At 72.1% G+C, this 12,322-nt stretch carries 14 protein-coding genes and 1 tRNA gene; 12 read left to right on the top strand and 3 right to left on the bottom strand.

The genetic code is table 11. The features are described 5' to 3' along the window. The first annotated feature begins 18 nt into the window (after window positions 1-18). Together AB0I16_RS08520 and AB0I16_RS08515 are read left to right on the top strand one after the other, a co-directional pair. On the top strand, window positions 19-627 hold the full coding sequence (locus AB0I16_RS08520) for a hypothetical protein (RefSeq protein WP_363248544.1): 609 nt from the start codon (window positions 19-21) through the stop codon (window positions 625-627). Window positions 628-693: 66 nt separating this feature from the next. Further along, window positions 694-1,812: a hypothetical protein gene (locus AB0I16_RS08515; protein WP_363248543.1), complete on the top strand. Its 1,119-nt coding sequence runs from the start codon at window positions 694-696 to the stop codon at window positions 1,810-1,812. A gap of 40 nt (window positions 1,813-1,852) precedes the next feature. Here AB0I16_RS08515 and AB0I16_RS08510 read toward each other — a convergent pair whose 3' ends face one another. Continuing rightward, window positions 1,853-2,953: a M48 family metallopeptidase gene (locus tag AB0I16_RS08510; protein WP_363248542.1), complete on the bottom strand. Its 1,101-nt coding sequence runs from the start codon at window positions 2,951-2,953 to the stop codon at window positions 1,853-1,855. Window positions 2,954-3,052: 99 nt separating this feature from the next. On the opposite strand from AB0I16_RS08510, the gene AB0I16_RS08505 reads away from it, so the two are divergent. From AB0I16_RS08505 to AB0I16_RS08475, 7 genes are all read left to right on the top strand, one after another. After that, complete coding sequence (locus AB0I16_RS08505) at window positions 3,053-3,391, top strand: hypothetical protein (protein ID WP_363248605.1); 339 nt, start codon at window positions 3,053-3,055, stop codon at window positions 3,389-3,391. Window positions 3,392-3,477: 86 nt separating this feature from the next. After that, window positions 3,478-3,642 (top strand): hypothetical protein, encoded by a 165-nt coding sequence (locus AB0I16_RS08500; protein ID WP_363248541.1) that lies wholly within the window; start codon window positions 3,478-3,480, stop codon window positions 3,640-3,642. 101 nt (window positions 3,643-3,743) lie between these two features. Next, complete coding sequence (gene nadD / locus AB0I16_RS08495) at window positions 3,744-4,382, top strand: nicotinate-nucleotide adenylyltransferase (protein WP_062773822.1); 639 nt, start codon at window positions 3,744-3,746, stop codon at window positions 4,380-4,382. 16 nt (window positions 4,383-4,398) lie between these two features. Beyond that, complete coding sequence (locus AB0I16_RS08490) at window positions 4,399-6,468, top strand: LCP family protein (protein ID WP_363248540.1); 2,070 nt, start codon at window positions 4,399-4,401, stop codon at window positions 6,466-6,468. 176 nt (window positions 6,469-6,644) lie between these two features. Next, a complete protein-coding gene (rsfS, locus tag AB0I16_RS08485; RefSeq protein ID WP_062773817.1) occupies window positions 6,645-7,088 on the top strand; it encodes a ribosome silencing factor in 444 nt (147 codons plus the stop codon). Continuing rightward, a complete protein-coding gene (locus AB0I16_RS08480) occupies window positions 7,085-7,726 on the top strand; it encodes a histidine phosphatase family protein (RefSeq protein WP_363248539.1) in 642 nt (213 codons plus the stop codon). Before rsfS ends, AB0I16_RS08480 begins: the two co-directional genes overlap by 4 nt. A 115-nt stretch (window positions 7,727-7,841) precedes the next feature. After that, window positions 7,842-7,914: transfer RNA gene (locus AB0I16_RS08475), tRNA-Ala, on the top strand. A gap of 222 nt (window positions 7,915-8,136) precedes the next feature. On the opposite strand, the gene AB0I16_RS08470 is transcribed toward AB0I16_RS08475, so the two are convergent. Further along, on the bottom strand, window positions 8,137-9,051 hold the full coding sequence (locus AB0I16_RS08470; protein ID WP_363248538.1) for a helix-turn-helix transcriptional regulator: 915 nt from the start codon (window positions 9,049-9,051) through the stop codon (window positions 8,137-8,139). A gap of 94 nt (window positions 9,052-9,145) precedes the next feature. Here AB0I16_RS08470 and AB0I16_RS08465 point away from each other — a divergent pair, with 94 nt between their 5' ends. The 3 genes from AB0I16_RS08465 (at window position 9,146) to AB0I16_RS08455 (ending at window position 11,126) form a co-directional block, all read left to right on the top strand. Further along, on the top strand, window positions 9,146-10,636 hold the full coding sequence (locus AB0I16_RS08465; protein ID WP_363248537.1) for an MFS transporter: 1,491 nt from the start codon (window positions 9,146-9,148) through the stop codon (window positions 10,634-10,636). Between the two features lie 70 nt (window positions 10,637-10,706). Beyond that, window positions 10,707-10,889, top strand: a complete 183-nt coding sequence (locus AB0I16_RS08460) for a hypothetical protein (RefSeq protein WP_363248536.1) — start codon at window positions 10,707-10,709, stop codon at window positions 10,887-10,889. 3 nt (window positions 10,890-10,892) lie between these two features. Further along, window positions 10,893-11,126, top strand: coding sequence for a hypothetical protein (locus AB0I16_RS08455; RefSeq protein ID WP_062773809.1), 234 nt, complete (start codon window positions 10,893-10,895; stop codon window positions 11,124-11,126). On the opposite strand, the gene AB0I16_RS08450 is transcribed toward AB0I16_RS08455, so the two are convergent. After that, a complete protein-coding gene (locus AB0I16_RS08450) occupies window positions 11,095-12,315 on the bottom strand; it encodes a glycosyltransferase 87 family protein (protein WP_363248535.1) in 1,221 nt (406 codons plus the stop codon). The genes AB0I16_RS08455 and AB0I16_RS08450 overlap by 32 nt on opposite strands. Between the last annotated feature and the right edge of the window lie 7 nt (window positions 12,316-12,322).

The raw sequence follows: 12,322 nt of genomic DNA, 5'->3' as shown, positions 1-12,322 counted from the left end.
CCGGTCTAGGCTGGGAAGGTGCCGGAGGACGTGGGGGGCACGCCGTCGTTCCCCGACGGCTGGGAGCCCGACGACGACCGCGACCGCGGGGGTGCGGACGAAGAGTTCGCCTCCGTGGTCTTCGACGAGGACTTCGTACGGGCCGCCCAGATCCACGAGCCGTCCGCCGTGGAGCGGCTGCTCGCCGCCGCCCAGGCGCGCGCGGAGGCCACCGAGGCCGAGAACCGCGCGGCCCGCAGGCGCGGCCCGGCACACGACGCCCCGGACGAGGAGTACTACGACGACGGGTTCGACCCCGACGACGGCGAGTTCGTCCACGACGACCTCGACGACGCCTACGGACACGACCCCGACGGCCGGCGGTACGGCCGCCCGGGACGCCACCCCGGCCAGGCCCGCTGGCACCGCACCGTCGCCTGGATGCTCGCCGTCCTGATGGGCGTCGGCATGGTCGCCCTCGCCTTCACCGCGGTCTACCGCGGCGCCTCGTCGGGCCGCCAGGACCAGGTGCCCGTGCCCGCCTCCACCGAGGTCGGCCAGAGCACCGGGAGCGAGGTCGCGGTCAGCCCGTCGGCCTCCGCGGAGTTCGGCCGCCCCCCGGCTCCCGCGGTACCGCGCACTCCCTGAGCCGCCCGCCGACTTTGACGCGCAGCAGGGCGTTTACTTGCCCGCCCGGAGACCTACCCTCAGAGTATGGGCGGGCCAGGAGACCCACCGGCGGGCACACCTGAGGGCGCTCCCGGCGGTGGCGAGGACGAGTACCGATCCGTCGTCTTCGACGAGTCGTTCGTCCGCGCTGCACGCCTCCAGGAGTTCTCCGCGCAGGAGCGCATGCTCGACCACGCGCGCGCCGTGCGCCGCCGCCCCGCCGCCCGCCGCGGCCTGTCCCGCCAGGCCATGGTCCTCGTCGTGCTCATCGCGGTGGCCTTCGGCACGGCGATCTACATGGGCGTACGGCACCCGTACCCCAGCCCGTCCGCCAAGCGCCCCGATCCGCTGCGGATGACGGTGATCCCGCTCTCCCCGCAGGGCAGCGTCCCGGGGGCGGAGGCGGTCGCCGACCTGTACGCGCACAGCCCCGCCGCGCAGTTCCGGGTCGGGGCGGGCGGGATCAACCTGCCGGCCGCCCGCCGCACCGCCCACTTCTCCGACAGCCAGGTGATGTCCGCGCTCACCACCGCCAAGGACTACCTGGTCGAGTCCTCCCTCGATCCCGACGTGCTCACCGGCGGGTCGCCCAGCTCTGTCCGGCTGCTGCTCGACCCGGAGCTGTACGACCAGTTCGACCGGAGCTTCCGGCACCCCGCCGGGGACGGGCGGCACGCGCCGACCGGCTGGCTGGTGCGGTTCGACCCGACGCGGACCGCCCTCGCCGACCAGCGCGTCCGCGTCCAGGGCACGCTGCGGGTCACCGAGACCGACAAGGGCACGCTTGAGGTGTCCACCGACCACACGTTCGTGTACGCGGTGCGGGAGGTCTCGGGCGGGCCGGGTACGGGCAGGGACTCCGGCGGGGACGAGGCCGGGGCGGCGACCTCCGACGAGGCGAAGGCAGCCCTGTTCACCGTGCGGCGGGAGCTGCACTTCCGCTTCGACCGCGACGACCTGCGGATGCACCAGGCCGAGCTGTTCTCGTCCGCCACCCAGGCCGGGCCGCTGACCTGCGCCGACGACTCGGTGAGCCATCTGCGGCCGCTGCTGGCGGGGGAGCGTGCGAAGGCGGGCGGCCCGGCGGGCACCGACCCGTACGCCACGGGCCGTGCCCCGGCGCTCTGCGGGACGCTGGCGGACGCCGCCCAGCCCTCGTTCTAGGCCGCCCGGCCCGCGTTCTGTACCGTCCGGCCCTCGGCCGTTACTTCGGGCCCGGGTCGGCCGGGCCCTCGGAGCCGCCGCCCTGCCCGGTGAACCTGTCGCGCAGCTTGCCGCCGAGGTCGCCCGCGCCGCCCGCGATGTCGCTGACCAGCTTCATCAGCGGGTCCTTGCTGTTGCGCACGTCGTCCGCGTACGCGGAGGCCGACTGCCGGAAGGAGTCGGAGACGGAGGTGTCCCGGTCCTCGTCACGGCGCGGGTAGTGCCCGTCCATGATCCGCTGGAAGTCGCGGGACTCGGCCCACTTCTTCAGCTCGGCGGCCCGCACGGTGGCGAAGGGATGCGTGCGGGGCAGCACGTTCAGGATCTTCAGCACCGAGTCGCGCAGGTCGCCCCCGGCCTCGTACTCCTCGGCCTGTTCGAGGAACGCGTCCACGTTCATCTCGTGCAGGTGGTTGCCGCCCGCCAGCTTCATCAGGCCGCGCATGGAGCACCGCAGGTCCTGACCGACGAGCAGACCCGCGCGGTCCGCCGAGAGCTCGGACTTGCGGAACCACTCGCGCAGGGCCGTCACGATCGCCATGATCGCGACGTTGCCGAGCGGAATCCACGCGACCTTCAGCGCGAGGTTGGTGAGGAACAGCAGGATCGTGCGGTACACGGCGTGGCCCGAGAGCGCGTGGCCCACCTCGTGGCCGACGACCGCCCGCATCTCCTCCTCGTCGAGCAGCTCGACGAGGCCCGTCGTCACGACGATGATCGGCTCGTCGAGACCGATGCACATCGCGTTCGGGTTCGGGTCCTGGTTCACGTACATCGGCGGGACCTTCTCCAGGTCCAGGATGTAGCAGGCGTCCCGCAGCATGGTGTTGAGGTGCGCGAACTGCGCGTCCGAGACCCGTACGGAGTCGGACAGGAAGAGCAGCCGCAGACTGCGCTCGGGCAGCAGGCCGCTGAGCGCCTTGAAGACCGTGTCGAAGCCGCTGAGCTTGCGCAGGGCCACCAGGGCCGAGCGGTCCGCCGGGTGCTCGTAGGCGCGCGACGAGATGCCGGGGAAGCGCCTGCGCTGCCGGCTCGGCACGTTCTCGTGGCTCGCGCCGTCCGCGCCGCCCGTGCCGCCGCCGTGATGGATGCCGTCGGTCATGCCGATTCCCCCATGTGTCGTCCTCCTCTGCCCCCGAGGTGGGCACCAGCCTAGGCGGAGATACCGTGACAGGGCAGCACACAGAAGGAGTCATCCGTCATGGCCATGGATTCCATGGAGTACCACACCGGGGCCGGCCGGCTCGCGGAGGCGGCCCAGGCCGCCGGGCAACAGGGGCCGGGCAACCTGCTGCGGATCGTCCTGATCGTCATGGTCGTCGGCTGTGTCCTCGCGGGCTGGTTCCTGCTGCGCGGGTACCGCCGGGGCGCCGACGAGGAGCACGGTCTCCGGAGCGATGATCACGGCCTCCGGACCGACGAGCACCGCCTCCGGACCGGTGATCACGACAGCCGTACCGGTGGCGGCGACAGCCGTATCGGTGACCGCGACAGCCGGGGCGACGGCCATGACGGCCGGGGCGACGGCCCCAACAGCTGAGTCGGCGTGAGCCGGAGCCGGGCCCACGCTTACGATGGCCCGGAAGTCCTTATGTCCATCCCTCCCCCGGATAGGTCCTGCCTGAGATGAGCCTCCACGCCAACGCCGCCCAGCTGGTCACTCTCGCCTCCGAGGGCGGCGAGCACGGCGGCGAGCACGCAAGCCTGAGCCCCCTCCTGACCGGCGGCGGCGCTTTCGTCGCCCTGATGCTGCTCCTGTGGATCACCACGCGCTTCAACCGGGACCGCTGAGCACGTTCCCCGTGCGGGGCCGCTGAGCCGCCCTGCCCGGGGCCTCGGCACGGGGACCGTCCTGACCGGGCCCGTCGGCGGGGCCGGTAGGGTCTGCACGCATGGGAGAGCAGGACATGCCTACCGGTCCGGCGACCGGTCCGGCAGGCAACGGCAAGCGCCGCCTCGGCGTCATGGGCGGCACGTTCGACCCGATCCACCACGGACACCTGGTGGCGGCCAGTGAGGTCGCCGCGCAGTTCCACCTCGACGAGGTGGTGTTCGTGCCGACCGGGCAGCCGTGGCAGAAGAGCGACAAGCAGGTGTCCCCCGCCGAGGACCGCTATCTGATGACGGTGATCGCGACCGCCGAGAACCCGCAGTTCTCGGTGAGCCGCATCGACATCGACCGCGGCGGCGCGACCTACACCACGGACACGCTGCGCGACCTGCGTGCCCTCAACCCCGACACGGACCTCTTCTTCATCACGGGCGCGGACGCGCTCGGCCAGATCCTCACGTGGCGGGACACGGAGGAGCTGTTCTCCCTCGCGCATTTCATCGGGGTGACCCGGCCCGGCCACACGCTGACCGACCCCGGCCTCCCCAAGGGCGGCGTCTCCCTGGTGGAGGTGCCCGCCCTGGCCATCTCGTCCACCGACTGCCGTGCGCGGGTCCACAAGGGCGACCCCGTCTGGTATCTGGTGCCCGACGGCGTGGTGCGTTATATCGACAAGCGCGAGCTGTACCGCGGCGAATGAGCCGAGAGGGGCACCGGTGAACGACCGACAGTACGACCCTTATGCGGGCAGCGACCCGTATGCGGGCGAGTACCCGGGCGAGTACGCCGCCGATCAGTACCAGGTCGTCGGGTACGACGAGTACGGGCGGCCGGTGTACCAGCAGATGCCCCAGCAGTCCCACCACGATCAGGTGCCCCAGCAGCCCCATCAGCAGCAGGCTCCGCAGTACCAGCAGCAGCCCCAGGGGTACGGATACGACCCCTATGGGGGCGGGCAGCAGCAGGGTTACGCCGCGAACGGCTACGGCGCTGACGGGTATGGCGCTGATGGCTACGGCACTGATGGCTACGCGGCGAACGGTTACGACGCGAACGGTTACGGCGCGAACGGTTACGGCGCGGGGGCGTATGACGCCTACGGTGCCGGGGCTGCCGGGGCTGCCGGGGCTGCCGGGGCGAGCGGGGTGGCCGTGGCGGGCGGGGCGAGCGCGGCTGCCGGGGCGGCGGAGGCTGCTGGGTCCGCGTACGGCACCGGCGTGACGCAGGATGCCGGGTGGATTCCGCAGCAGCAGCAAGCGCCGGAGCCTCCGTCGCCTCAGGCCCAGCCTGAGCAGGCCCCGCAGCCCTTCCAGACGTCGCAGCCTCTCCAGACCCCGCAGTCGCAGCAGACGTCGCGGCCTCAGCAGTCACACCAGGCCCCGGAGCCCCAGCAGCCCCAGCAGACCCGTCGGTCCCGCCGGGCGGCGCGGGGTGCCGCCGAGGGCGAGGGCGTGGGCGTGGCCGATCCCGGGACCGGGGCCGGGCCCGCCCAGGAGACGGTTCCCGCCCCGCGTCGGCCGGAGCCCGAGTACAAGACCGAGCAGTTCTCGTTCATCGAGGAGCCGGACGAGGACTCCGAGGACGTCATCGACTGGCTGAAGTTCACCGAGAGCCGCACCGAGCGGCGCGAGGAGGCCAAGCGGCGTGGGCGCTCCCGCGTCGTCGCGCTCGCCGTGGCCCTCGCACTGGTGATCGCGGGCGGCGTCGGCTACCTCTGGTTCGCGGGCAAGCTGCCCGGCCAGTCCGGCGACGAGGGCGGCGCCGCGGCGGCGGGCGGCCCGCAGAAGCGTGACGTGGTCGTCGTCCACCTGCACGACACCAAAGGCGGCGATACCTCCACCGCGCTCCTGGTCGACAACGCCACCACCGGCCAGGGCGCGACCGTACTGATCCCGAACACCCTCGCCGTCTCCGACGACAACGGCTCGGCGACGACGCTCGGCAAGTCCGTCGACGACGACGGCTCGACCGGCACCCGGGAGGCCATCGACACGGCCCTCGGCACCGAGGTCGAGGGAACCTGGCGGCTGGACACCCCGTACCTGCAGAACCTCGTCGAACTCGTCGGAAACATCGACATCGACACCGACACCGACGTGCCCGACCCCAAGGCCGAGAAGGGCGAGGCCCCGCTGGTCCGGAAGGGCGAGCAGCAGACCCTCAGCGGCCCGATGGCCGTCGCCTACGCCACCCACCGCGCCGCGGGCGAGAGCGAGACCGCGCAGCTCGACCGCTTCGGCCAGGTCATGCAGGGAGTCCTGCGCAAGCTGTCGTCCGACCCGCAGGCGGCCACCACCACCGTCGAGTCGCTCGCGCAGATCCTCGATCCGTCGCTCAAGGAGAAGGACCTCGGCGCCTTCCTGGCCAAGCTCGCCGACCGCGCCAAGGGCGGCGACTACAAGACGACGCTCCTCCCGGTGCGGCAGGACGGCACGCTGACCGAGCAGGCCGGCGACAGCGTGGTCAAGGACATCCTCGGCGGTGCGGCGAAGAGCCCCGAGCAGGGCGCGGCCGTGCGCGTCGGCGTCAAGAACGCCTCGGGGAGCAAGGGCACGGCCCAGGACGCCCGGGTCGCCCTGGTCAACGGCGGCTACGCCTTCGTCGACGGCGGCACCGGCTCCGCGACCCCCACCTCGCAGGTCATCTACGCCGACGCGGCCAAGAAGTCGCAGGCCACCGAGGTCGCCAAGACCCTCGGCCTGCCGACGAGCGCGGTCACCAAGGGCAAGACGACGGCGAACGCCGATGTCTCCGTGGTGCTCGGCCAGGACTACGAAGCGAAGTGAGGACCGAAGTGAGGACCAGAGAGGACAAGTGAGGACCGGCCGGCGGAGCCGGGCCCGAACGGGGTCGGAGCCATCGGAGGCGGGGGCCGGCGGAGCCGTGACGTAATCGTCTGGGGCTCCACCGGCGGTCCGTGAGACCCTTGAGCTGTCTTGACCATCTGAAGGAAAGCTCACCAGTGACCGCCACGGACCGCTCCATCGAGCTCATCAACGTCGCCGCCCAGGCGGCTGCCGACAAGCTCGCGCACGACATCATCGCGTACGACGTCAGCGACGTGCTGTCGATCACCGACGCCTTCCTGCTCGCCTCCGCGCCCAACGACCGCCAGGTCAAGTCGATCGTCGACGAGATCGAGGAACAGCTGAACAAGCGGCTCGGCGCCAAGCCGGTCCGCCGCGAGGGCGACCGCGACGCCCGCTGGATCCTCCTCGACTACGTGGACATCGTGGTGCACGTCCAGCACAGCGAGGAGCGTGTCTTCTACGCCCTTGAGCGCCTGTGGAAGGACTGCCCCGAGATCGAGCTGCCCGAGGACGCCGTGGCGACCCGCGGCAAGGCCGCGGAGCACGCCGAGCAGCGGGCCGCCGAGGAGGCTGATCTGGACGGTGAGCTCCGGTGACCAACCGGGGCTGCCGGATCATCCTGTGGCGGCACGGCCAGACGTCCTGGAACCTTGAGCGCCGCTTCCAGGGCTCCACGGACATCGAGCTGACCGAGACGGGCATGGCCCAGGCCAAGCGCGCGGCCCGGCTGCTCGCCTCCCTGAAGCCGGACGCCATCGTGGCCTCCGACCTGAAGCGGGCGGCGGCCACGGCGGGCGAGCTCGCAGCCGTCACGGGCCTCCAGGTCACACACGAGGAGGGCCTGCGGGAGACGTATGCGGGCGAGTGGCAGGGCCTGACCCACGACGAGATCATCGCCCGCTTCGGCGACCAGTACGACGCGTGGAAGCGCGGCGAGGCGGTGCGCCGCGGCGGCGGCGAGCTGGAGACCGAGGTCGCCGACCGGGCCGCGCCGATCGTCCTGCGCCACGCCGAGAAGCTGCCGGACAACGGCACGCTGGTCGTCGTCAGCCACGGCGGCACCATCCGCACCACCATCGGTCGCCTCCTCGGTCTGGAGTCCCACCACTGGGAGGGGCTCGGGGGTCTGTCCAACTGCTGCTGGTCGGTCCTCGGCCAGGGCGCGCGCGGCTGGCGCCTGCTGGAGCACAACGCCGGCACGCTGCCGGAACCGGTGCTCGGCGACGACGACTGAGCGCCCGTGGCGCCGGCCGGGCGGCTCTCGGCGGGCACCGGCACCCGGATTTCACATTCCGGCTGGTCGCAGGCTAAAGTTCTTCTTGTTCGCCCGCCGAGCGGGAAGAACGCAAGGGGCTATAGCTCAGTTGGTAGAGCGCCTGCATGGCATGCAGGAGGTCAGGAGTTCAATTCTCCTTAGCTCCACAGTCCCGAAGATCCCGTCCCCGTCAGGGGGCGGGATTTTTCATGCCCCGCTCCTCTTCATGCTCCGGTCTTCTTCCTGTCCCGGTCTCCTTTCTGCTCCTGTCTTCTTCATGTCCTGTCTTCTTCGAGCATGAGTCTCTTCGAGCACGGGCTACATCCAGCGCGGGCCTCGTCCAGCGCGGGTCTCGTGTCCAGCTCGGGTCCCGCCGAGCTCTGGTCCCCTCACGCGCTCAGCCTCCGTGCGTGCAGTTGCATGGTCTGGCGCCCGCTCTCCTCGTCGTCCGGGGTGTAGACGACGATCCGGCACTCCGGCATGCCGTTGATGCTCAGCGAGACCGAGGTCATGCGCAGCTCGCCTATCGCCTTGTGCCGGAACGTCTTCACCCGGGGGCCGGGCGTGATCACGTTCCCGCTGGCCCACAGCTCGGCGAAGTACGGGCTCGCGGCGGACAGCCGGTGGACGAAGCCCTCCCACTCGGGCTCGCCCACGTGCCTGCCGTACGCGTTGCGCAGGGTCGCCACCATCACCGGCAGCTCCGAGTCGCGGAAGACCAGCGGGCACACCACCTCGGGGACGGTGAACAGCGACCACAGCACGTTCGGGACGCCCGCGTCGGTGCCCCGCGGTATCGAGAAGAGGTCGCGGTAGGCGGGGTTGGTGGCCAGGATGTCGTACCGCGCGTTGTAGACCACCGCGGGGAGCGGGTCCATCGCGTCGATGATGCCCTGCACCTCCGGGCCCACCGCGGCCACCACGGCCTCGGTGTCGGGCTCGTACGGCACCTCGGCCAGGTGGTACAGATGCTCGCGCTCCGGCCGGTCCAGGCGCAGCGTGCGCGCCACGGCGTCCAGCACCTGCGGTGACGCGTTGATCGGGCGGCCCTGCTCCAGCCACGTGTACCAGGTGACGCCCACCCCGGAGAGCTGGGCGACCTCCTCGCGCCGCAGCCCCGGCGTCCGGCGGCGCAGCCCCGGGGGCATCCCGACATCGGCCGGGGTCACCCGGGCCCTGCGCCCGCGCAGGAAGGCGGCCAGCTCCGGCCGGCGCCGCTGGGACCTCGGCGGATGGCCCTCCGCCTGCCCCTGAGATCCCCGCGTCCACTCCCGCGTCGTCGTCATCGTCGTCACGTCCCCCATCGTCCGCGCCCCTCGCGCCCCCTGCCAGGTGCTGTCAGTACCAGCATCGGCGGGCTCTCGTTACCCGTACCGGATCGCCCGCACGCTCGACGGCATGACGACCACCTCACCCGCCCCTGCCACCGGCCCGACTCCCGGTCCAGCCACCGGATCAACTCGCACGACCAGTAAAGCCCCCGGCACTGACAATCGGCGCGGGCGGCTGCTCGCGGTCGCGCTGGCCGCCCAGTTCATGGCGCTGCTCGACGCGTTCATCGTCAACGTCGCCGCGCCGACCATCCAGTCCGAACTGCACGCGTCCGGCGCCGGGTTGCAGCTCGTGATCGCCGGTTACACCATCACGTACGCCGTCCTGCTCATCACCGGCGCCCGGCTCGGCGACCGCCTGGGGCACCGGCGGGTCTACCTCTTCGGCCTCGCCGTCTTCACCGTCGCCTCGCTGGCCTGCGGACTGGCCCAGGGGACGGGGGAGTTGGTCGCCTTCCGGCTGCTGCAAGGGGCGGGCTCCGCGGTCCTCATCCCGCAGGTGCTCAGCCTGATCCAGCGCAACTTCGCGGGCGAGGCACGGGTCAAGGCGCTCGGGGCGTACTCGGCCGTCCTCGCCACCGGCGCCGCCGCGGGGCAGGTGCTCGGCGGCGTCCTCGTCAGCGCCGACCTGTTCGGCGCCGGCTGGCGGCCGGTCTTCCTGGTGAACGTGCCGGTCGGCGTGGTCCTGCTCGCCCTCGCGTACCGCGTGCTGCCGCGCGACGACGCCGCGGAGCTCGCGGCGGGCCGGGCGCGCGGACTCGACCTGCCCGGCCTCGTACTGCTCGGCGCCGCGGTCTCGCTCTTCACCGTGCCGCTGGTCCTCGGACAGCAGGAGGGCTGGCCCCTGTGGTCCTGGCTCTCGCTGGCCGCCGCGGTGGTCTTCTTCGCCCTGTTCTGCGCGTACGAGTCCCTTCTCGCCCGGCGGGGCGGGGCGCCGCTCATCGCGCCGCGGCTCCTGCGGTCGCCCGGGATGGGCCTCGCCGTCTTCCGCATCACCGCCGTGATGGCCGTCAACGCGGGCTTCCTCTTCGCGGTCACCCTCCATGTCCAGGACGGCCTCGGGTACAGCGCGCTGCGGTCCGGGCTCACCTTCGGGCCGACCGCCGCCGTCTTCGGCGCGGTGGGACTGACGTGGCGGCGCTGGCCGCAGCCGCTGCAACGGGCGCTGATCCCCGGCGGCTTCGCGCTGACCGCGGTGGCGACGGCCGCCGTGGGGCTGCTGCTGCGGGACGGCGGCGACGGCGGACCATGGCTGTACGTGGCGTTCGTCGGCGTGGGCGCCGGGCTCTCCCTCGGCTTCGGCCCGACGCTGACCCGGGCGCTCGCGACGGTCCGCGCCGAGGACGCGGCGGACGCCAGCGGCCTGCTCGCGACGGTCACCCAGCTCGGCCAGTTGACCGGAGTCGCCTGTTTCGGAGCGCTTTTCCTGCACCGGCTGGAGTCGGCCGGGGCCCCCGGGGCGTATTCATCCGCGGACGCGCTCCTGGTGTGCGCGTACGCGCTCGCCTCGGTGGCCGCACTGGGCGCCGTGTCCGGACTGGTACGACTGCGTCGCTGACCGTCTCGCCCGGGCCGTGGCAGAATCGGACGGCCGGAAGGGGACACAGCCCGACGGGAGGGAGAGCGCGATGCCCGCGAGCATCATCGGAGAGGCCGACCACCCCTCCGACGAGGCGGCGATGCGAGAACGTGCCGGGCGCTGCACGCTCCTCAACTGCCCTTCCTGCGGCTCGTCCCACGTCGCCCAAGTGCTCGGTGACAACGGCGGAGTCTCGTACGTGTGCACCGCATGCGGCCACAGCTGGAGCTGATCGATGGGTGCGCACAGGCGGAAATGCGACTGGTGTGACAGCGGCACGCCGATCGTCCGCGACATGGAACCGGTCAACGACGAGTACCAGTACTGGTGCGAGGAATGCGCCAGGGCGCTGATCATAAAAGGCGACCCCATCGAGACCTACCGCGAGCTCGAAGGGGAGCCGATCTACGGCCGGCTGCTCGACGAACACTGCACCCTCAAGCGGTTCTACTCGTTCGCCACCGCCTGACCGCGATCAGCAGGAACCCGAAAGCGGTCACCACGTAGAGGGCGGACAGCAGCATTTGGCCATAGTTCTGGCCGAGTTCGAGCCGTCCCGCACCGTGCGGCACCCACCACAGGGCGTACGAGACGAAGACCAGCACGGCGCCCCCGGTCACCGCCCAGCGCCCCCGACCGCCCCGCCGCACCGCTTCGGAGCCCAGGAGCAGCAGCATCGGCACGCACCACACCCAGTGGTGCGACCAGGACACCGGGCTCACCAGGAGCGCCGTCAGCGCGCAGGAGAGCGCGGCCCACGCCCGCTCCCCGCGCAGCGCCGCCGCCACCGCGGTCGCGATACCGCACACGCCGGTCGCCGCGGCGGCCGCCGCCCACCACAGGCCCGGTTCGGCGGTGTGCAGCAGCCGGGAGAGGACACCGCGCAGCGACTGGTTCGCGGTGTCCTCCGGCAGGCCGACCCGGCCCGCCTCGAAGACCATGCGGGTCCAGAAGCGCCACGAGTCGCGGGGCAGTACGGCGGCCGCCAGGAGCGTCGCCCCGAAGAACGAGACGGCCGCCACGCACGCGTGCCGCACGGCGGGCCGCCACGGGCCGCGCCGCAGGGCCTCGGCGGCCCCGGTCACGAGCAGGAACACGGCGAAGAGCGCGGGCGTGAGCTTGATCGCCGCGGCGATCCCGATGCCCGCACCGGCCCAGCGGTGGCCGGGGCGCCGGGAGAGGTCCCACAGGACGAGGACGCCGAGCAGCAGGTTGATCTGTCCGTAGCGCAGCGTCGTCCACACCGGCTCGCACCAGACGGCGAGCGCGGAGAGCCCCAGAGCGGTCCGCACGCGCGCGTGAGGTGCGTCCCCGCCGATGAGCCGCAGGGAGAGCGCCACGAAGACCACCAGCAGGAGAAGGTTCCCCAGCGTCGTGAGAACGCGTATGTCCGGCACGTCCAGGAGCGTGAGCGGCGTGAAGAGGAGCGCGGCGAACGGGGGGTAGGTGGTGGGCAGGTGCGCCTCGGTGGTGCGCAGCGCGTAGAGGTCGCCTCCCGCGCGTACGGTCTCGCCCTCGGCCCGGTAGACCATCAGGTCGATCATCGAGACGTCGGCGGCACGCTGGGCGAGCCAGAAGGCCGTGAAGGAGAGCAGGCAGAACCCGGTGGCCGCGGGTACGCGGCGGCGGGTGGTGGCGGCGAGCGCGATCACGGTCACGGGGGCT

It is taken from the genome of Streptomyces sp. NPDC050703, assembly GCF_040654435.1.
GTDB lineage: Bacteria > Actinomycetota > Actinomycetes > Streptomycetales > Streptomycetaceae > Streptomyces.
Note: the sequence above shows the minus strand (reverse complement) of the source record. Positions and strands in the feature narration are given on the sequence as shown.